Annotated in this window: 10 protein-coding genes; 3 read left to right on the top strand and 7 right to left on the bottom strand. The window is 61.7% G+C overall.

What is annotated here, in order from left to right; translation table 11 throughout:
* The first annotated feature begins 39 nt into the window (after positions 1-39).
* On the top strand, positions 40-1,866 hold the full coding sequence (gene typA, locus ACZ495_RS09270) for a translational GTPase TypA (RefSeq protein WP_012624102.1): 1,827 nt from the start codon (positions 40-42) through the stop codon (positions 1,864-1,866).
* Positions 1,867-1,962: 96 nt separating this feature from the next.
* Here the strand turns inward: typA and ACZ495_RS09265 are convergent, their stop codons facing one another.
* The 3 genes from ACZ495_RS09265 to ACZ495_RS09255 all read right to left on the bottom strand — a co-directional run bounded on the left by ACZ495_RS09265 (position 1,963) and on the right by ACZ495_RS09255 (position 9,583).
* Positions 1,963-2,469: a GNAT family N-acetyltransferase gene (locus ACZ495_RS09265; RefSeq protein ID WP_012624103.1), complete on the bottom strand. Its 507-nt coding sequence runs from the start codon at positions 2,467-2,469 to the stop codon at positions 1,963-1,965.
* Positions 2,470-2,822: 353 nt separating this feature from the next.
* Positions 2,823-7,475, bottom strand: a complete 4,653-nt coding sequence (locus tag ACZ495_RS09260) for a translocation/assembly module TamB domain-containing protein (RefSeq protein WP_464262115.1) — start codon at positions 7,473-7,475, stop codon at positions 2,823-2,825.
* A complete protein-coding gene (locus ACZ495_RS09255) occupies positions 7,475-9,583 on the bottom strand; it encodes an autotransporter assembly complex protein TamA (protein ID WP_464262114.1) in 2,109 nt (702 codons plus the stop codon). Before ACZ495_RS09255 ends, ACZ495_RS09260 begins: the two co-directional genes overlap by 1 nt.
* 165 nt (positions 9,584-9,748) lie before the next feature.
* Between ACZ495_RS09255 and ACZ495_RS09250 the strand changes: the two genes are divergently transcribed.
* A complete protein-coding gene (locus tag ACZ495_RS09250) occupies positions 9,749-10,096 on the top strand; it encodes a DsrE family protein (RefSeq protein ID WP_012624106.1) in 348 nt (115 codons plus the stop codon).
* 288 nt (positions 10,097-10,384) lie between these two features.
* A complete protein-coding gene (gene thiM / locus ACZ495_RS09245; protein WP_464262113.1) occupies positions 10,385-11,242 on the top strand; it encodes a hydroxyethylthiazole kinase in 858 nt (285 codons plus the stop codon).
* A 610-nt stretch (positions 11,243-11,852) separates the two neighbouring features.
* Here thiM and glgP read toward each other — a convergent pair.
* The 4 genes from glgP to ACZ495_RS09225 form a co-directional block, all read right to left on the bottom strand.
* The gene (gene glgP / locus ACZ495_RS09240) at positions 11,853-16,118 is read right to left on the bottom strand and encodes an alpha-glucan family phosphorylase (protein ID WP_394026357.1); all 4,266 of its coding nucleotides are present in this window, start codon (positions 16,116-16,118) and stop codon (positions 11,853-11,855) included.
* Positions 16,119-16,165: 47 nt separating this feature from the next.
* Positions 16,166-17,629: a glycoside hydrolase family 57 protein gene (locus tag ACZ495_RS09235; RefSeq protein WP_464262112.1), complete on the bottom strand. Its 1,464-nt coding sequence runs from the start codon at positions 17,627-17,629 to the stop codon at positions 16,166-16,168.
* On the bottom strand, positions 17,629-18,999 hold the full coding sequence (locus ACZ495_RS09230) for a glycosyltransferase family 4 protein (RefSeq protein ID WP_464262111.1): 1,371 nt from the start codon (positions 18,997-18,999) through the stop codon (positions 17,629-17,631). The genes ACZ495_RS09235 and ACZ495_RS09230 overlap by 1 nt, the downstream gene beginning before the upstream one ends.
* 85 nt (positions 19,000-19,084) lie before the next feature.
* A complete protein-coding gene (locus ACZ495_RS09225) occupies positions 19,085-21,247 on the bottom strand; it encodes an amylo-alpha-1,6-glucosidase (RefSeq protein WP_464262110.1) in 2,163 nt (720 codons plus the stop codon).
* Between the last annotated feature and the right edge of the window lie 292 nt (positions 21,248-21,539).

Here is a 21,539-nt window from a genome sequence, read left to right as displayed (position 1 = left end):
GCCCGGACTCATTTTTTTACACTAAAAGGCAAAGCGCCCATGCATTATAACGATTCTCTTCGCAACGTTGCTATTATCGCCCACGTTGACCACGGCAAGACCACTCTGGTGGACGCGCTCTTCAAGCAGGGCGGCGGCCTTCGCGCCGGCCAGCAGATGGACGACCGCGTCATGGACAATATGGACATTGAACGCGAGCGCGGCATCACCATTGCCGCCAAAAACTGTGCCGTTTCGTGGAACGGCGTCAAGATCAATATCATCGACACCCCGGGCCACGCGGACTTCGGCGGTGAGGTGGAACGCTCGCTTTCAATGACCACAGGGGCCATTCTGCTGGTGGACTCTTCTGAAGGTCCCCTGCCGCAAACCCGTTTTGTGTTGCGCAAAACGCTGGAAGCCGGGCTGCCTGTGGTGGTGGTCATCAACAAGATCGACCGCAAGGACGCACGGCCCGAAGAAGTGCTGAACGAGATCTACGATCTTTTTATCGACCTGGACGCCAGCGAGGCGCAGCTCGAGTTTCCCGTGCTCTACGCCATCGGCCGTCAGGGTGTGGCCATGAAAAATATTGACGACGAGCAGAAGGATCTGACCCCTCTGTTTGAAGCCATACTGAAGCATATTCCCGGTCCGGCGCACGATCCCGGGCAGCCCTTCCAGATGCTGGTGGCTGACCTTGACTATTCCGACTATCTGGGCCGCCTGGCTGTGGGCCGCATCATGCACGGGCATGTGCACAGCAAGGAAACCCTCGCCTGCATCGGCGAAAACGGAAAACCGCGCGCTCTGCGGGCCACCAAGCTTCAGGTGTATGACGGCCTGAAGCTTGCCGAGGTAGAAACCGCCGCCCCCGGCGATATTGTAGTGCTGGCAGGCATTGAAGACGTGACCATCGGCGACACTATCTGCACCAGCACCAATCCCCGCGCCCTGCCGCGCATCAGGGTGGATGAGCCGACGGTGGCCATGCGTTTCGGCATCAACACTTCGCCCCTGGCCGGACGCGAGGGCAAGATTGTGCAGAGCCGCGCCATTCGCGACCGCCTGGAAAAGGAAACCCTGCGCAACGTGGCTGTGCGCGTGGAAGACACCGCCGACCGCGATGCTTTTCTGGTCAAGGGGCGCGGCGAATTTCAGATGGCTATTCTTATCGAGACCATGCGGCGCGAAGGTTTTGAACTTTCCGTGGGCCGCCCCGAGGTAATCCTGCGCAAGGATGAGGACGGCAAGGTTCTTGAACCCATTGAGCGCCTTTATGTGGACTGCGACGAAGTCTTCATGGGGGTGGTTACGGAAAAGCTGGCCCAGCGCAAAGGGCGCATGCTCAACTGCGTCAACAACGGCACGGGCCGGGTGCGCCTTGAGTTCACGGTGCCTTCGCGCGGTCTTATCGGGTATCGCGATGAATTTCTTACGGATACCAAGGGTACGGGCATCATGAACTCGTATCTTGAAGGCTATGAAGAATGGCGTGGTGATTTTCCCACGCGTTTTTCCGGCTCCATTGTGGCCGACAGGTCGGGCAGCGCCGTGGCGTATGCCCTTTTTAACCTTGAGCCGCGCGGCGTGCTTTTTGTGGAGCCGGGCAATCCCGTGTACGAAGGCATGATCGTGGGTGAGCACAATCGCGACAATGATATTGACGTGAACGCTACCAAGGAAAAGAAGCTCACCAACATGCGCGCGGCGGGCAAGGATGAAAACGTCATCCTGACGCCTGTGCGCCGCATGACGCTGGAACACGCCCTGCACTTTGTGCGTGAAGATGAACTGGTGGAAGTGACGCCCCAGTCCATCCGTCTGCGCAAAGCGGAGCTTTCAGCCCAGAAGCGCTACCAGATCGCGGGCAGGCGCAAGGGATAAAAGCATTTCACACGATGCATGCAGACGCGGCAAGGATTTTCAGGAATCCTTGCCGCGAATACGTTGTGGCCTGTTTTCAGACGGTTTGCGGCACTGTCAGCGCGCCCGCCATTCCATATGGAGCAGGGGGTAGGGACGGCCTGCGCTGTCCAGCGGCGAGCGTCCCGTTACGGCAAAGCCCATATGCCTGTAAAAAGCCAGGGCGGAAGGGTTCTGCTCGTTGACGTCAAGTGTCAGGGCAAAGCCTTCTTTGGTGGCACGTTGTTGCGCGCGTTGCAAAAGCGTCTTGCCTACGCCCCGGCCGAAAAATGCCGGCTCCACAAACAGCATCTCCACCTGCGGGCCGTTGCAGCCCATAAATCCGGCAGGGCGGGCCCGTGTTTCATTTTCCAGCCTGTATTCCGCCAGCCATACTTCTTCCACTGCGGGCAGGTAATCCCGCAGCACGGCGGTGTAAAGCTCATCTACGGCCAAAGGGGAAAGAAAGCGGTGCGTGGCCTCCACACTGCGCCGCCAGAGATCGGTGAGCGCGGCATGGTCTTCGGGCTGTGCACGGCGTAGGTGCAGTGCGGGGGCTGAGAAAGGGGATTCGCATTTGTTCATGTGTTAATCTGCAGGCTTCAGGCTGCGGTACTGCAAAATTGGCTTGCATTCAGCGCCGCGCCCATTTTTTTGTCTTCACTTGGGGCGTCTGCGTGGAAGATGGTGGCACACTTGGAAAAAGCTACTATTTGAAATGCATCAGCCGGTCTGGTTTGGGCCGCCTGCGCGGCGGGCGGCCAAGGCAAAATCAGAAGAAAAACCCTGTACCCGCAGGGCGGCGGTAACAGCCCTTCCCGCAAGACAGGTCTTTTTCTCTATGCCTGAGGGGTGCGGCATGCTGCCGCGAACAGCTACGCCGCCACGGCGAACGTCTGCTCACGCCACCGCCAGGATAATTTAACGGTCAATTTGCTCTAATAGTTATATTTCCAGCGTATGCCGCCCCAAGTGTTCTGCTGTTCCGAGCGCAACTCCAGGTTGGTACGCGGGGTCAGTTCAAGCTGGATGATAAAGGCCGTACTTCCCTGTTTCATACCCTGCTGCACGCCCACATAAATGACATCCGTAATGTATTTGCCCAGTTCCACGGCAGTGCCTGCGCCCATGCCTTCATCATCGGAGGAGTCGCCTGATCCGCTGCCCGGTGTGGAACTCAGGCGCAGCACATCAACCCCCAGGGCATTGCGGGTAACGTCAAAAATACCCCCGCCGCCCGAACCGAAGCCCGCCAGTTGTGCCACGGCTCCGGCCAGACGCAGGTTTTCCAGGCGTCCCAGTTCGCTGGTGCTTTTACCGAAAAGAATCTGGGCGAGGATTTCATCCCGCGGCAGTTCCGGTTCGCTGCTCAGCGAAAGCTTCATTTTACGCACGGTTCCCGTGATGTTCACATAAGACGTGAGATTGGGCGTTTCATTGGCAAGCTTGATATCCAGCAGGGGATTGCTCAGTGAGCCGCCCGCAAAGGTGATTGTGCCGCGTGAAAGCTTGAATATCTTTGTCAGAAAATCAAAGTTGCCCTTGACGGCCATGATCTGCCCCGTGATCTGCGGATCTTCGGGCGTACCCGCCACCAGCAGGTCGGCTTTCCATTCACTGCTGAGGCCGTGTCCTTCCACCAGAAAGCGCCCGGGGATCACGATGCGCAGGTTGAGGCTGCCCTCTGCCTCGGGCTTGCTGGCCACCCCTGTGGGGGAGGCGGCCTGTACCGCGCCGGGCGCGGGGTTTTTGCTGATGGGTAGGGTGGTGACACTGCCCCCCACGGCCAGTTTGTTCAGTTGCACAAGGCCCTGGTTGACGGTGATCAGGCCATCTACCCTGGGCGCAGCGGCGCTGCCTGTCACGCCCACATCGCCCGAAAGTTCGATGCGTATGTCACGGCGGCTCAGGGGGCGCAGATGATCAATGGTGGTCTTGATATCCAGCTTGCTGCCATCAAGGCTGCTGTACCCGGCCACACGCAGTTTGCCGCCAAGGCCGCCGGCGGCGTCCAGTTCAAGCCGTGCTACGCCGGGCAGGGCGCCTGCCCCTTTGCCCCGGCCTTCCTCAAGCTTGAGGCGCAGGTTGATATTGGTCAGCAGTACGCCCTGGAGCAGGTTTTCATATTTCCCCTTGTCGACAAGAACAGATCCCTTGGCGGAAGGGGCGGACAACGTGCCGCCAAGGTCCACGGACATGGCCACATTGCCCGCAAAGCGCTGGTCGGCCACGGGCAAGAGGGACCACAGCGGCCCGGCGGCCCCTTTCCAGCGTACCTGACCCCGCAGGGGACCCTGCATGTCGGGTTGTGGCAGACCGTCCTTGCTGAAGACAAGGGGTACTCGCGCTTCAAGACGCGCCTCTGTGCCGCCCAGTGCCTGGATGCTTTCCTTGTCCACGGCCAGCCGCGCCACAAGGGTTGTGCCTTCAATGCGCCCGGTGAGGCCCAGATTCAGCGGTTTGATGGGGCTGCCGGGAATGCGGAGCTGGCGGACGCCAAAGTGAAAATCGCCGCCCGGGCGGGCAGGATTGCCCGTCAGACGGGCGCGGGCCTCCACCGTGCCTTCGGGCAGGGCGGGGACAAATTTTTTCCAGGGTGTGAGCGCAAGGCCGTCCAGGTCAAGGCGGGCATCCAGCCTGTCTTGTCCAAGAGCGGCGTTGGCGCGCAGCCTGCCGCCGGGGATGAGGCGTATATCAAGGCCGGCCAGGGTAATGCCGGAATCGCCATAGCGCAGGGTTGCGCCCGGGCTTGTCCTGAAGCCGAGGTCATGCCCGGCCAGGCCTGCTTCAAGTTTTTGCAACTGCACAAGGCCCGGTTGCCAGCGCGCATTGATGCGGGCGGCCACACTGCCGCTTGTTTCCACGCTGGCGTCCAGCGGACCGTTGAGCGAACCGTTGGCACGTACCTTTGTTCCGAGAGAAAGATCGCCCTGACGCAGGGCGGCCAGGTCCAGGCGGGCGGCCAGGTTCGCCGTGCCGAAGAGGTCACGCAGCGTTGCCTCGCCCGCAAGGCTTTGCAGGGTCAGCGGCGCTTCTGCCCCGGCGCTGTAGCTCAGGCGCGGCACATTCCAGCGCAGCACGGCCTGCTGGCTGAAGCGCACTGCCGGGGCAGGCGCAGCCTCGGTTGCCTGTGCGGTATCTGTTTGCACGAGACCGGTCTCACCGCCGCCCCTTGCGGTCGGCTGGCCGTCATTTTGCGCTGTTTCTCGTAGTGTTGCGGCGCGTAGTGCGTCCGCAGCTTCTGGAGCGGCAGGGGCTGTGGTACGTTCGGTCCGCAGTTCAAGGCTCAGGGAAGCTTCGCCATCCAGGCGAGCGCCCGGCACAAGGCTTGAAAGCGCAGCCCAGTCGGTTACGCGCACGTCCAGCCTGCCGTCACAGCCGGGCATGCTGCCGGGGGGAAGTATGGCGGTCGCCTGCCCGGCAGCTTCCACTCCCAGAGCGTTGAGGCGCAGTTTGCGCAGGCCCGCCTGGAGCATTCCGCCCTCGGTGCGGCCCGCAAAGATCTGTCCGCCAAGGCTCAGGGGGCGGTTATCCCACTGGCCGCTCACATCCAGCTGGAGCACAAGCTGCGTTGCCGCCTCCTGCCCGTCTTGTGGGGCGCCGGCTTTGGCTGCGCCATGAACAGTGTCCGGCGTTGAGCCAGGTCCTGCATCAGGCGAGTCGCCGGGATTGGCTCCGGCACGGCTGCTTTTGCCGTCCGCGCTGCCCGGTGCGTGATACTGCCCGGCGGCTTCCGCCGGGGGAGCGCTATCGTGATCTTCTGCCGGAAGCAATGCCTGGCGCCAGTGCAGCGGGCTTGCGGCAAGGCTTGCCACAGCTTTTTCCAGCCGGTGGCTGCCCAGGCGCAGGTCTGCGCATTCCAGGCGGAGGTTCAGGGCGGGGGCTTCCAGAGGGCCGTTAGCCGTGAGGCTCACACTGCCCGGCGCGGCCAGTATGTCCAGAGGACTGCCCGCCTCGTCTCCAGCGGCGCGTGCGTGAGGATTTTTTAGAGGGGCGAGGCTCAGGCGCAGGTCCACGTCCAGTGGACCGGAAAGCCATGACGTGGCCTGTGCCGCACCGGTGAGCCGGGAGGCGGCAGGTCCGGCAGCGGGGGCATCAGGGCTGTGCCATGCGGCGTGCCCCGTGCCGGAGAGCGGGCCGGCCTTGAGGTCAAATGTTGTCATTCCGGCGCGGGCAGTGGCGGCCATGTCGTCAGGTGCGCCGGGGATGGCCTGGGCCTGGGCTTCAAGAGTCAGGGAAAGGCTCGCGCCACCGGCCAGCAGCGGGGCAAGAAAGCTGTGCGGATTATACGGGGCGGGCTGGCCTTGCGGACTGGCCGGGGGGGCCGCGCCGGAGGAAGCGGCGGGCGTTTCCACCGTCTTGCTGCTGTCTTCAGCCGGCGCTGCGGCGGAAGCGGCAGGCAGAACCGCGGCTTCAAGCCTGCTGTTGACGGTCAGGGTCCGGATAACGGATTTGCCGGATTTGTCTTCCTGCGGCGAAAAATTTGCCTCCACGCGCACTTCAAGGCCGCCGCAAGAGGTGTCGGCCACAAGCAGGGGGGCATGATCCCGGCCGGAGGCGGTCAGCATTACGTTGAGGCTGCCGCCCTTGCTGCCTGCCCTGAGGCTGGCGTCAACATCCGCCTTGAAGAACGCGCCGCCGGAAAACGGCGTGGAATCGGCTGAAGGCTGTGGTGCGGCCTGCCTGCCTTCTGTTTGGGTATCACCCGCCTGATGTGCGTTTGCCTGCCCGTTCTGCGCCGCCGGTGTACTTGCCGGTTCATTGTGCGGGGCTGTCGGCTGTGTGGCACTGGTGGGAGACATGCCCGGAGTGTTTGCGGCCTGGTGCTGCCCGGCGGCATCTGCATTGCCGCTGTTTTCCTTGTTCTGATCTTTTTCCTGTTTCTCTGCGCCAGCCGGAATGACCGCGCCAAGCAATGCCTGGGGCAAAACGGCGTCCACAACGGCCAGGCGGTCCATAAGCACAGCGGGCAGCCAGCCGGGCAGGGTGTTCAGGGTCTGCACAGCCTCGCCCAGCATCGCGCGCAGGCTCTTTTCCGTCATGGGGGGGGAAGGCTCGGACGGTGGGGCGGGCGGGAGGTCCGGCAGGCGGAGCAGGCGAGGATTATGGCTTGTGAGGGCGCGTATGCGTACGGTGCCTGGCAGGGCTGTCCAGTCCCATTCAAAGGTGTTGAGGGGAGCTTCAAGCCACGGGCCGTGGGCGTCCGCCAGTTCAAGCCCCACCTGCATGCTGAAGGGCAGCGAGCCGGAAAGGCGCGTCAACCGCACCTGGAGGCCGCCTGTTTCTGCCGGGGCGGCCAGAACGGCATTGACCTCGTCCTTGAGCCAGGCCTGTACGTTCTCGTTGCGCAGCGCCAGAAGAATACCCGCGAGAAAAAACAGCAGTAACAGCAGCAGAAAAGCCAGACCACGCCATACGATGCTCCAGATGCGGGAAAAAAGGGCTGCGCCGCGTCGTCCGCCGGGTCGCCCCGGGCCTTTGCCGGGTTGGCCGGAGCCGGAGACATGCGCACTGCCTGCCGCAGCGCCGCCAACAGCAGCACCGGCAACAACAGCGCCGCCCTGGCCGGTATGGGAAGAAAGCGTCGTCATCAGAAAGACTGCCCTATGCTCACATAAATTTGAACCGGCGGGTCGCCATCCCTGGGTTGCAGGGGAAAACCCACATCCAGCCGCAGGGGGCCTATGGGCGTGTAGTAACGCAGACCCAGGCCCGCGCCCCAGTCCATATCGCCGATAATGCGGGGAACTTCATCCCGGTAGACCATGCCGCCGTCCAGAAACGGAACAAGGCCCACGTCGTCGGTGATCTTGTAGCGCGCCTCAAGGTTGATGACCTGAAAAGACCGGCCGCCCAGGGGGTCGCCGTTTTTATCTTCAGGCCCGATGGACTGGTAGGCGTAGCCGCGTACAGAGCCGGCCCCACCCGCATAGTACCGCAGGCTGCCGGGAATATTGTGCAGGGCCGCGCCGGACATGGCCCCGGCTTCTACCCGGCCAGCCAGTACCAGCTTGTCGTCGGGGCGTCCGTCCTTGCGGAAGGGCGCATAGTAGCCGCTGGCCTCCAGAGAACCGGCCATGACCGTAAAACTTTCGCCATAAAAGCCCGTATTGGGATTGGCCTTGAGGATGATCTCAGAGCCGCGCGTGGGGTTGAGCACATTGTTGCGGCTGTCGCGCCGTACGCTGGCTCTGGGACCTGCATAGGCGTAAAACTGTTCGGTCCTGTCATTTTCCTTGATGGAACCGCTTTGTCCGCCAGCACCCAGGCTGCCCCACCACAGGCGCGAAAGGCGGCGCTCAAGCGCTGCCGAAGCGCTGGCCGAGGTACTTTTGTAGGCCTCGGTATCTTCGCGCAGGGCCGAGCCGGAGGCCAGCAGACGCTGCTCGCGTACCAGAAAAGCAGGTTTTTCAAAGGCCGCCTTGATGCCCTGTACCTGCGTGGCAATAGGGGCGCTGACCATCAGTTTTTCGCCGTTGCCGAAAAGATTGCGGTGCTCCCAAAAGCCTTCCACCCCCAGGCCGGTATCTGTGTCGTAGCGCGCGCTGCCGCCCACGGACCGGAAGGGCAGTTCGCTCACGGCCACCTCAATGGGTAGCACGGCAGGGCCGTCCTTGCTGCGGAGCGGAACGCCGCTTTTGTCAGCGGCGTCTTTTCCGGCCAGCAGTTCTTCCTTGGGGCGCACTTCTACAGAACGGAAAAGGCCGAGCCCGCGCAGGTGGTTGGCGTAATCGTCCATAAGTTCCGTGTCCCACGGCTCATCGCCGGGAATCCAGGGGGTCAGCCGTTGCAGGTAGGCGGCATTGACGCCCTTGTTTCCTGTCACGTCCACGCCGCCCATAAGGGCGGGAGGGCCGGGATTGATGCTGATGTCGGCATTGACCTGTTTTTTTTCTGGATCAAGGGTGTAGCGGGCCTGGGCCACGGCAGCCAGGGGGTAACCCTGAGTGCGCAGCTTTTCCGGCAGGGCCTCCACCGCGTCCAGCAGGGTGTCTGCCACAACAGGTTTGCCCACGGCAACGCCAGGCAGCACCGGGGGAAAGGACGGTGGGGGAACAGGCTCGGTTTGCAGTCCCCAAAAGCCTACCTCGCGCTGGCGGTCTTTAAAGGGAGCCGGCACGTCCGGCGATGGTTCGTAGACTACGTCGGCCCGGCCAAGGGTATAGCGCGGCCCTGCCACAAGGGTCAGCGTGACGCGCAGGGGCCTGGCTTCTTCATCAAAGCTGAAAGAGGCCGAACCTTCATAGTAACACTGGGAATGCAGAAGGCGAACGGCCGTGTCCACATCGGCGCGGGCGCGGCGTTCCAGGGCAAGCGTACTGTCGGGCGGTTCATTGGCAAGCTGCGCCAGCTGGCTTACGGATTTCATCTTGCCTTCAAGGGAGGACGGGCCATCCTCTACCTTGATGCGCAGGGAGTACGGCACCGGCTCACCGCGCCAGGCGGCTTCAAGGGATTCCTGCTCCTGCGCCTGCCCGGACATGGCATCGTCGGGTTTGGGCTTCAGAAGGCCGCAACCGCAAAGGCACAGCGTCAAAAGCAGCATCAACAGGCAGCGCAATGCCCCGGCCCCCGGATTCGCCTCAGGCAGGGGAAAGAACACGGCGCGTTCAGAGCGGAAGAAATTCAGGGGCTTTTTGCAGGGTGCAGCACGCATGGCGGCAATATACGCCGTATGTGCGGGCTTAGCAAGAAGCATTCGCACAATGCTTGTCCGTATTATCAGCAAAACCACATGGCTGCGGTGTGCACATTCTCCATTGCTTGGCAAAGCGCCAAGCCCCTGCTACTACTTGTGGCATGCCCGGCGTTTGCCGGAACCCGCAGCCGGGTTCCATCCGGCGGCAACTTATGGAGAGTATGTATGAATTACGATCTCTGCCTGCATATTGACAGCAATGAGCCTGCCATTCTGAAACTGGTGCTGAAAAATGCGGCCAATTATATCAAGGGCCTGCCCGGCCAGCGGTTCCAGCTCGTGGTAGTAGCCAACGGCCCTGCCGTGACCCATTTTACCCGCAAGAACGAAGAATTCCGCGCTGTGGCCGCGCCCCTCCAGGACCAGGGGCTGCGCATCCTGCTCTGCGCCAACGCCCTGGCCGACAACAGCATAAGCCATGACGATATCTGGCCCGGTTGCGATGTTGTACCCGCAGGTCTGGTGGAAATTGTGCGCCTGCAGCGTGAGGGCTTTGCCTACATCAAGCCCTGACGGTTCTATACAGAGAGTTCCTGGTCCGGATGGCCCCATCGCGGATTGCGCGGGCCGTTTCCGTATTGCCCGCAGGTGCCTCCGGGCGGCCGTCTGCGTGCATGGTTGACATCTGTGTGTGGTGTGCGCCGTCTGCCATGACGGCCTGGGCAGAAATGAAATGTGGATGTGCCGGGTGCTCCGTGCCGGGGGCTGTGTGCCGTGCCGGTACAGGGCGCATGTCTGCCGTTTGTGTTGCGGGCGGCTCGAGACTTCCGGCGATGCATTGTTTTGCCGGAAGGAGGCAGGATGACAGTTTTTGCGGATATTCTTGATACAGTGCGGCGTCATGAGCCGGTGGTGCACTGCATAACGAACTACGTCACGGTTAACGACTGCGCCAATATGGTTCTGGCGGCGGGCGGATCGCCCATTATGGCCGACGATGCGGCGGAAGTGGAAGATATTGTGGCCCTGTCGCAGGCGCTTGTGATCAATATAGGCACGCTCAATAGCCGCACGGTGGAATCAATGCTGGTCGCGGGCAGGCGGGCCAACAGTATGGGCAAGCCCGTGGTGCTTGATCCTGTGGGTGCGGGGGCCTCGGCCCTGCGCAACAGCACCTTGCAACGGTTGCTGGGCGAAGTTCGTTTTGCGGCCATCAAGGGCAATGCCTCGGAAATAGGTTTTCTGGCCGGCAAAGATGCAAAGGCCAGGGGTGTAGATGCCCAGGACTCTTGCCTTGTGACCGAAGACAGGCTTGAAAGCGCGGCAGCTACGGCCCGCCACTTGAGCGAAAGCACGGGAGCAGTGGTGGTTGTCAGCGGAGCCATTGATATCGTGGCGTATTCCGGTGGCGCTTGGGCCGTGCGCAACGGGCATCCGCTCATGGCGCGTATCACGGGGTCCGGTTGCATGTCGGCTGCGGTTATGGGGTGCTGCCTTGGCGTAGCGCCGTATGAAATGCCCCAGGCGTGCCTGTGCGCTGTCAGCGCTCTGGGGGTTGCCGGAGAGATCGCCGCTGAAACTATGGTAGGTGGCGGCGGGGAGATAGGCGGCCTGGGCGGCGGCACTGGCAGTTACCGGGCGCTGCTGCTGGACGCCATGAGTCTGCTTGACGGGCTGGCGCTTGGCAGCCGGGCTGATGTGACACGCATCCAGATGTAGAGAATTTTTACGTTGAAAAAGGTTGAATGCTTAGAGGGTCTGACGTTTGAGGTGATTTTAATAAAAGCCCTTTCCTTGCAGTCAGGCTGCCGCCCTGCGGGCGCGTAACCATTTTTTCTGCTTGTTATTCTGCCCGCCTGCGTAGCGGGCGGCAGAGGGGGCTGTCAGGGGCTGCGCTCCCTTGAGGCCCCTCTGCACTCTCCCCGGAGCACCCCCAGAGCTTTCCAGTTCCCTAAGGCCTGCGAAGGCTGCGCGTTTTTTGCTGTGTAAGCTTCCTCGCTTCGCCCGGTGACCTCCCTCCGCGCCGCGCAATGCCGTCAATGACTTTATGCTGTCCAGTCGGGGGCGCATCAGGTTATCCGATGCAGTGCCATCAGCGAGACTGGCTTTGGCGGCTGGCTGGATGGCCTTGGGGAATGGACAGCAAAAGCCTGTTGCCGGAGTGGCGCTTCGTGGTTGTCACGGTCCAAGCCGGGGTGGGGCACAAGCGTTGACTGTAGCAAATTATTCTTGAAGAGGCCGCCCTTTGGGCGGCCTCTTCTGGTTTTGGTCTGCTTTCCGGCAGGGCCATGTCTTAAATTATTGCGGGCCGTTCATGGGCGGGAATGTGTCAGGCCCACAGCACAAGTCCTGTTTCAAGCGGTGTTGCCAGATTTTTGTGGTAGGGCAGCACCCGCACGCCGTAGCGGTATTGCCCGCTGTGGGTGGGAATGTAGGTGGCGGCATAGTTCATGCCGTTTCCGCTTTCGCCGTTGTGGTCGGCTGCGCGCGGCTCAAGGCGCAGTATTTCGGGCTTGTCAATGAAACTGCCGTTAACCAGGGCGCGGCCGATGACAAGCTGTACGAGTATTTCTTCCGGCTGCATTTCGCCCAGGTGCATATGCAGGCGCACACTTACCGGCTCGCCGCAGATCATTGTATTGTTTTCCACGCCGCTGATGAAAAGTTCCTCTACCTTGACCGTGCCGAAGCGGGCGGGCAGGTCCTTTTCCCAGGCGGCAAGGCGGCGGCATGCCGACCAGTCGTTTTCGGCCAGCATGTTGCGGCGGCGCGCAGCCCGCAGGTAATACTGGCGGATATAATCATTGAGCATGCGGTTGCTGCCGTACATGGCCGTAAGGCTTTTGAACGACCGTTTGGCCATGGCGATCCACTGGGTCGGCAGGTCGCCCTGGGTGCGGTCGAAGTAGAGCGGCAACACGGCATTTTCCAGCAGGTTGTACAGGGCCTCGGCGTCTGCATAGTCGTTCTGCTCATTGCTGGGCAGTTCGGTGGTGACGACCGGGCCGATGGTCCATCCGTTCTGCCTGTTATAGCCTTCGCACCACCAGCCGTCAGAGATGCTCAGATTGATGCCGCCGTTGACGGGCAGCTTCATGCCGCTTGTGCCGGAGGCCTCGTGCGGACGCCGGGGTGTGTTGAGCCAGACATCGCAGCCCTGGGACATGATGCGCGATACCGAAAGACTGTAGTTTTCCAGAAAGAATATGCGCCCGAGAAAGCGTTCGTCCTGGCACATGCGCATGACTTCCTGAATGAGATTGATGCCCGCTTCGTCCGCCGGGTGCGCCTTGCCGGAAAAAACAAGCACCACGGGGCGGTGGGGATTGTTGAGTATGCGGGCCAGGCGGTCGGGATCGGCAAAGAGCAGGGTGGCCCGCTTGTAAGGCGCGAAACGCCGGGCAAAGCCGATAATGAGGGTTTCGGGCCGCAGCAGGGCTTCCATTCTTTTACGAACGGCGGCGTCCAGTTTGAAGCGTTGCGCAAAAACGGGAATGCGCTTGCGCAGGGCGTCGAGCAGGGCTTCTTTCTGATGCTGCCGCGCTGCCCAGAAAGCCTCGTCGGGGATGTCGTCCACCTTGTCCCACACGGTGGAGCCGGGCAGCGCCTGCAACCAGCCCGCGCCCAGATGTTTATGCAGCAGTTCGTGCATCCAGCTGCCCACATAGGACGGCGTATGCACACCGTTGGTAACATGCCCGATGGGGGTTTCGGCCGTGGGCAGGCCCTTCCACAGATTATTCCACATGTGGCGCGACACCACGCCGTGGAGGCGGCTGACGCCGTTGGCCCAGCACGAGAGCCGCAAGGCCAGCACCGTCATTTCAAAGGCGTGGCTGTCGCCGCCCTCGATCTGCCCGAGCTGCACGAACTGTTGCCAGGAAAGGTCAAGGTTTTTTGCCATACCGCTGAAATAGCGTTCCATCAGTTCCAGCGAGAAGGATTCGTTGCCCGCAGGCACGGGGGTGTGGGTGGTAAACAGTGTGTTGGAGCGTACACGCACCACAGCTTCGTCATGGCTCATGCCCTGGGTCATGCAGTCCCGCACGCGCTCAAGGGCCATAAAGGCCGAATGCCCCTCGTTCATGTGGTAAACGCCGGGGACAATGCCGAGGGTGCGCAACAGGCGCATGCCGCCCTGACCGAGCAGTATTTCCTGCAGCAGGCGTGTTTCGCGGTTGGCCTCATACAGGCGGTCGGTGATGCGTCTATCCTCGTCCGTATTGCGGCTGGTGTCCGTGTCCATAAGATAGAGGCTTATGCGGCCTACCTGTAACCGCCATACCCGGGCGTAAAGGATGCGGCCCGGCAGCTCGAGCTGTATGTATACGGGCTGTCCCTGGGCGTCATGCACCTGCTTTATGGGCATCTGGCCAAAATTGTTGACCGGATATTGTGCCACCTGGCGGCCGCTGGAATCGATTTCCTGCATGAAATAGCCGCTTTTGTAGAGCAGGCCGATGCCCACCAGTGGCAGGGCCATGTCCGAGGCGGATTTAAGGTGGTCGCCCGAAAGCACGCCAAGGCCGCCGGAATAAATGGGCACGGATTCGTTAAGCCCGTATTCAGTGGAAAAATAGACAATGGGGTGTTCGGGCGTCACGTCCACGCTGAGTGAGCGGATAGGTTCGGCCATGTAGGCGTCGAACCTGTCCATAACCTTGTGGTACATGGCCATGTATTCTTCATTGGCGATAAGCTCTTTGAGGCGGGCAGGCCAGGCTTCTTCAAGCATTTTCAGCGGATTGCGGCATGCCTCCCACAGTTGGGGGTTCAGCGCCATAAACAGGGCCTTGGCCTGATCGTGCCAGCTCCACCAGATGTTCTGCGCCAGTTCGCGCAGGCGCGAAAGCTCGTGCGGAACCTCGGCAACAGCCATGATGGGGCGCAGAAAAGGCGTGGCCGAGCAGGACGCCGTGAGCACCCGGGTAAGCGCCCCGTGCGCGGAATCGTGGTCGGTGCGTGCGTCGGACTTGGCAAGGGCGATGTCAAATGCCTTGATATAATTGTCGAAAAAATAGCTCCACGAGGTCTTTTCAGCCAGATCACGGGCATGCCCGCGCCAGGAGCACAGTTCACCCTCCGGGCAGGCGGCGGCCCCCAGCACTCTTTCGTGCAGCCGGTCGACGCTCTGGTCAAAGCTCATGCCGCGCCTCGGCATGACGCAGACGCCCGTGCGGTCCATGCTTTCTTCTTTCATCTGCTCCCGCGCCCACATGCCGAAACCCGAAAGGTCTGTGGTAAGGGTGGGCACGGCCCAGGCTGCGCTTTCCTGCGGCGTGTAGCCCCACGGTTCGTACCATGAAGGAAAAAAGCCCATATCGCAGGCGGCCAGTATTTCTTCATAGGGAATGTCGAAAAAGCCGTCGTGGCCGTCGAGCATGGCGGGTACAAAGATGACCTTGACGCGCCTTTCTTCGCGGTTATCAAGGCCCAGTCGGCGGCAGGCATTGATGATCGGGTCTTGCGGGGCATTCCATACGCGGTGGGTGCATATGAAGGGCATGCCGTTGTCCGTATCGTCAGGATTACCGGAAACCGCGGCTGCGTTGACGCCCGTATGCCCGCCCATCACAAGGCACAAGGCCAGGATGGAGCTGTTTGTGCCGGAAAGGTTGCGGTCGGCGCGTGCCAGGGCTTCAAGGAAAATATCCACACCCTTGTTGTGCATTTCGTACCGGCCGGAAATGGTGAAGATGCGCGTGTGCTCCGGCAGGGATCCGCGCAGGAAGCGTCCAGCCGCGCTCATGATTTTGGCGCGCGTGGCCGAGGGGACCTCGCGGTCGTCGGTATAGTCCGGTATGACCCGCAGGTCGAGGCCGTTGGTGGTGATGACGTCAGGCTGGCGACCCAGAAATACTGTGGACTCTTCACCTGTTATGGGGCTGACAGTGGTGAAGGCGTCCGCCTCGCGGGCGGCGGCGCTTTCCATGGACCACTTGGCCGTGATGTTGAGCGCGGCGGCCTCGTTGGCGGGATTGATATTGCGCATGTTGGTGTAGATGTCACGTCCTGTGCCTGCCATGGCGCGGCCCAGGGTGGTGGCGTGGGTGGTGAAGACCGTACCCACTTCAGGGGTGAGCTTTTTCACCGTGAGCAGGCCCGCGCCGCACATCCATTCGTGAAACAGGGCCACGCTGCGGCCCTGCATCGGTTCTACCCGGCTTTCGTGTATGGTCGCGATAACCTCGCCGCAGGCTGTGGCAAACATGATCGGCTCAATATAGTCCCAGCCGCCGGAGAGCGAGTCCACCCCGTAGTTTTTCCACATTTCAAACAGTAGCTGGTTGCTGGAATAGCGCTTGTCAAATTCCACCAGTATTACCTTGGGGCGGCCGGGTATGTTCCATCGACCCAGGCGGCACTTGAGGTCCCGCGTGGCAAGGCCCATACGTAGTGAATCCCAGGCATGTTCGTCTGTTTCTTCAAAGCCGGGATTGCTCTTGAGGGCCGGACCAAGAAGAAAATAGTCCTCGCCAAAATGCTCCACGGCCTGGAGGGCCTTGCTGGTGACAACAGAGTGGATGCCCCCCACCTTGTTGCAGACCTCCCAGCTTACTTCAAACAGGGTTACCAGGGACGAGTTGAAATTCATGCCATCTCCTTGTCATGAAGGTCGTGAAGCCGTGCTGCGCGGCCTTGTCATGCATTTTTGCGGCGTTTGCGCAGCGTGGCGGGCTTTTTTTCTTGGTTTGCACGGGTGGTTCCGGTTTTTTTACTGCCTGCTGCCCGCGTGTCTGCCGGATTTGCGTCCTGTATTTCGGCAGGGGATTTTCCGCCGCGCCGGGGCGCGGGGGAGCCTGCGTTCTTGACGGCGGACTTTGTATTGTTATTTCGGGCCGCGTCTGCGCCGACCCTGCCTCTGGCCTTTGCCACAGGGGCTGCGTCCGCGGGCTTGCCCGCAGCGGCTGCCGTTGCCCGTGCGCTTTCGTCTGCCTTGAGGCGCAGTTCAAAATCGGCGAGCACATTCATATAGGTGATGTAGGCATCATACGGGCTGGCAAAGGGGCTGGGCCTGTCGGGGGCCTCGTTGGAAAACCATTTGGTCGACATATGCCGAAAGTGGTCGGCGGTCTGAAGGCGGTCAAAGTCGCGCCTGAGTGCGCTGTTGCAAGCGGCTGTTCGGGGGCCCATGGCGTAGAGCGCGTGTATGGCGTCCTTCTGCATGTCGTTGCCGAGCCATGCTGTGAGGTCGCGCCCTTCATCTTCCCAGGACATGAACTGCGGCACGTCCACCTCGCCCACGGGCCTGAGATTTTCTGCGGCCAGAGCCGGGGTGGTAAAGCTGAATTCTTCGTGGGCCAGCAGAGCACCGGGCAGGGCCTCCATAAAATCGAAAATGCCCGATTCTTTATCGTGACGAAGTCCGAACACATGATAATCATTGAAGATATTTATGATGTCCGCCGACCCTTCAAGGCCGTGGCACCATGCGGCGAATGTTTCGGCCCTGAGAGGCCATGCAGGCCAACTGTGGTCTGAAAAACGCAGGCCCACATCGCCGGAAAGCCCCGCGTTGCGCAACAGCAGTGCAAGCCCCGGAGCGCTCGCCGGGCGGTAAAGATAGTTGGCGCTGCGCCAGCCGAGCACATGGTCGGCTCCTTCGGCCAGCACAGCCCTGAAGCCGTGTCCCGCCACGGCGGCGGCCAGATCGTTATTGTAAACGCACTCGGTATTTTTGAACGTCACCGGCTTTACGCCGAAAAGATGTTCAAGACGGGCGGACTGTTCCCGCACCTGCCGGTCAAAGTCCTGTCTGGAGTAGAGAAAGGCCAGTGAGTGCGGCGCGGTTTCGGCCACAAACTCCACGCAGCCCGTGCGGGCCAGCGCCGTGAAGCTTTCCAGCACCTCGGGGGTGTATTGCTCGAAAAGGTCAAGGGCGACACCGGAAATGGAAAAGGACAGGCGAAAGGCGCCGTCGTAGCGGCGGATGAGCCTGAGCATAAGCTCGTTGGCGGGCAGATAGCACAGGCGGGCCGCACGCAGGAGGGCTTCGCAGTTATGGTCGTCGTCCTCGTAGATGGAGTTCTGACCCATGTCAAAGACGGTATAGCGGCGCAGCTGGTAAGGTTCATGAACCTCATAGCAGAAGCAGAGGGCTGGCATCAGTGACCTCCCTGTACGTTGCGGTAAATGACCAGCAACTGGTCGGCGGTGTTTTCCCAGCGGATGGACTTCATTTCTTCGTGGCAGTTTTTCACCAGTTCGGCGGCAAGGCAGGGGTAGCGCAGCACGGCGCAGATTTTGTCGGCCATGTCGCGTGTGTCCCAGAAGTCGGCCTTGAGGGCGTGCTCCAGTACTTCCGATACGCCGGACTGGCGCGAAAGCAGCACGGGCACATCATAAAGCATGGCCTCAAGCGGCGTGATGCCGAACGGTTCGGAAACCGAGGGCATGACGTACAGGTCGCTCAGGGCAAACATGCGGTCCACTTCTTCGCCGCGCAGAAAGCCCGCGAAATGAAAGCGGCTACCCATGCGCAACTGGCCCGCCCGGCGGATGAGCCGGGGCAGCATGTCGCCGCTGCCCGCCATGAAAAAGCGGGCCTCAGGAATCTTTTGCAGCACAAGGCGCGCTGCTTCCATGAAGTATTCCGGTCCTTTCTGAAAGGTTACACGGCCCAGAAAGAGCACGCGTTTTTCATGCCGGATGCGCGGGGGAACAGGATAGCGCCGCCGCGCCTCGTGCCGGGCTACGGCATTGTGCACCACCAGCACCTTTTCCGGCGGGATGCCGTAACGCTCTATAACGGTCTTGCGGGTGAGGCGGCTCACGGCTACCACAACATCGGCGGCCAGCATGCCTGCGCGCTCAACGCCCGCCACCTGTTCATTGATACTGTCTCCGCTGCGGTCGTATTCCGTGGCATGGATGTGAACCACAAGGGGCTTGCCCGTGATGTTTTTTGCCAGCATGCCCGCGGGGTAGGTCATCCAGTCGTGGGCGTGGATAACGTCAAAATTTTCACGGGCGGCCAGGGCTGCGGCCAGGCGGCCGTAGCGCAGCACTTCGCGCATGAGGTCAGGCCCGTAGCCGCCGTGCAGGGTATAGGTGAATGTTTTTCGGCGTGGGCCGCGCATTTTTGAGGCGGCAGGCGCGGGCGGAACGGAAAGGCCGGCAGGCCCGGCGCTTTCATGCACATCGTGGCGGCCTAGGGCACGCACATACTCGTGCGGCGTCAGGTAGGGCATGAGGGGGCTGTCTACTGGCATGCAGCGAACGCCGCCGGGCCATACCACCTTGTGCTCATGCTGCGTAGGCTCCATGCGCCGGGCCAGATCTTCGGTAATGGGTGTGCCCGAAGCCGGGCGTAAACGCAGAAAGCCCTCTTGCTCCACGTCACTGTCGATACGGGGCAGTACAAAGATGATTTCCGCCCCTTTACGGGCCAGGGCCTGGGTCATGCCAAAGCAGGCGGTGCCAAGGCCGCCGCTGATATGGGGAGGAAATTCCCAGCCGAACATAAGAACTCGCATGGATTCTCCCTCGTGGCGGCACAGCCGCCAGGTTCGGCAGCCGCTGTTGTGGGCTGCCTCAAATGTGTTTCTTCCTCCACTGTGGTCAATACTTGCGGTCTGTGGCCGTAGTTGCAGGTTCGGTGTCTTTCTGCCGGGCAGGGGCGTGCTCCCTGCCGCCGCCCGTAGCCATGCTGATGCGGCAGATGCCCGCCGTGTCGCCGATAACGGGGTGGCTCATGCGATGGGCCGCCAGTTGGTGCCAGCGCCGGTATACGGCGGGCGCGGCTTTTTGCAGGTGCAGTAACAGCCGCAGGCATTCGGCCACGCTCCAGGCCTGCGCAATGCAGCCGTTGGGCTTGTAGGGCGGTGAGCCGTCAAAAACTTCAGAAATACTCGCCAGCCCTGCCTGGGCAAGGTGGTCGCAGTACAGCGGCGTAAGGGTGTCCAGCAGGGCCATGACCGCGCCGTCCACATCCCAGGCCGTGCGCAGCAGGGCATCGGCATAGTGGCCCAGAAGCCAGGGCCAGACCGTGCCCTGGTGATAGGCTCCGTCACGCTCGGCCGTGCCGCCGTCATAGCGCCCCTTGTAGTGGGGATCGTCGGGGGCCAGGGTACGCAGGCCGTAGGGTGTGAGGAGCTTGTTGCGCACGCATTCCACCACCTGGGCCTGACAGTCTTCGGCCAGTATGGCGTGCGGCAGGGATACGGCGAAAATCTGGTTGGGCCGTACGGCGGTATCCAGCCTGCCATCGCGCCATACATCGCCAAGGTAGCCCCCGCCGTGGGGAACCCAGAAACGCTGTAAAAACGCCGTACGCATGCGCCGCAGGGCTTCATGTCCTGTAAGGGGGGCTTCGCCGAAGCGGGCGGCGAGCTGGTCGGCAAAAGCCAGGGTATTGTACCACAGGGCGTTGATCTCTACAGGGCAGCCCTGCCTTGGGGTTACGGGGCGGCCGTCCACGCGGGCGTCCATCCAGGTGAGCTGGCTGTGGGCGTTGCCCGCATGCAGCAGGCCCTCGTCATCCACGCGGATGTCCAGCCGCCGGGCTTTGCCCGCCCCCGCACGGTAACCGGAAATAACGGCTTTGAGCGCGTGCCAGGCATGTTCACGCAGCCATACAAGATGCTCCGCACCGGACTCAAGGCAGCTTTGCAGGGCAAAGGCGTACCACAGGGCCGCGTCTACGGAATTATAGGCATGGTCGCCCGTGGGGGAGAACATGTTGGGAATAAGCCCGTCTATGACGTGATTGCCCATATCCGCCAGAACACGCAGGCCGAAATCCGTCCGGCCGGCATGAAATGTCAGGCCGGGCAGGCTGATGAGGGTGTCGCGCCCCCAGGCGTCAAACCAGTGGTAGCCCGCAAGCACCTCGGGTCGCCCCTCCGGGGAGGTGATGCAGAACTGCTGGCCGGTGCGGGCCAGATGTCCGGACAGGCCGTCACCATTTTTGCGGCTGTGATCACGGGTGCGTTCGGCATCTTCCCACAGTTCGCGCATATCCCCGTCGCAGACGGCGGTTCCGGCCGTCAGATATACGCAGGCGTTGCTGCCGGACAACGGCGGCAGGGGCACATCAAGCGTGCCGGGCATGAAAAGGTCTTCACTGTAGGCAAAGCCGCGTTCGCGTTCTTCAAGGTATTCCACATTGTAGCACCAGTCCGGCTGCGGCGTGAAGGTATGTTCCGCATCGGCGCGGCACTGGATGTAGAGGGAGGGCAGCCCTTCGTAAGGACTGATGCTGAAGCCGTCGGGCAGCAGCGTGGCGGCCGAGCGCAGATGCGCGTTGGCATGGGTGAGCTTGTGAAAGCTGCGGTAGGCCAGCAGGGGGCGCAGGCGCAGGGTCAGGGCAGGCACGTGTGCCGGGCCGCGTATGCTCCAGCGTATGGCCAGGCGGCTCTGGCCTTGCACAAGCAGGATTTCGCGGCACAGATGCACATCGCCCACGCGGTAGACGCATCTGGGCCAGTGGTCCAGCCTGAAGGCCTCCAGATAATCATGTCCGTGAGGGTAGAGTGTGTCGGGGTGCTGGCGGGTGGAAAGCGGAAATTCCCGGCCCTCGCCCACAATGGATTCTTCAAGGGCAGAGAGCAGCACATGGCGGCCGTGAGGCGTGTTGACAGTAAGCAGGCCGTGATACTTGCGCGTATTGCAGCACAGTATGGTGCTACCCGCATAGTCGCCAAGACCGTTGGTGAGCAGCCACTCCTTGCGCAGCGCCCTGCGGGTATTCTGGCAGGCAGCCTTGTCAAAGCTGAACCGCATACGTCCTCCCTGGCGATATGGGTGCGTGGGAATGACGCTGCGTGAGACGAGAAGGGGAGGCGAGATCGCAGCGGGCCTGTGTAAGACTGCTGGAAGGGCGGACCGGGCGTGCCCGCGCGAAATGTCATACGGCCGCCCATGCACTGCTGATCCGGCATGCCGGATGCCCGGACGGAACGCCTCGGCTGAAAACACCGGCGCAATGCATGGCCGAGGCATGCGCCGCACACAGGGGAAGCGACGCTTTACCTGTATGCCTGAGCATTACCATATAGCAGATTTGTCTGCCTGT

Source organism: Desulfovibrio sp. GTC20076, from assembly GCF_055385905.1.
The sequence above is the reverse complement of the archived record's forward strand: the minus strand, read 5'-3'. Positions and strand labels throughout refer to the sequence as shown.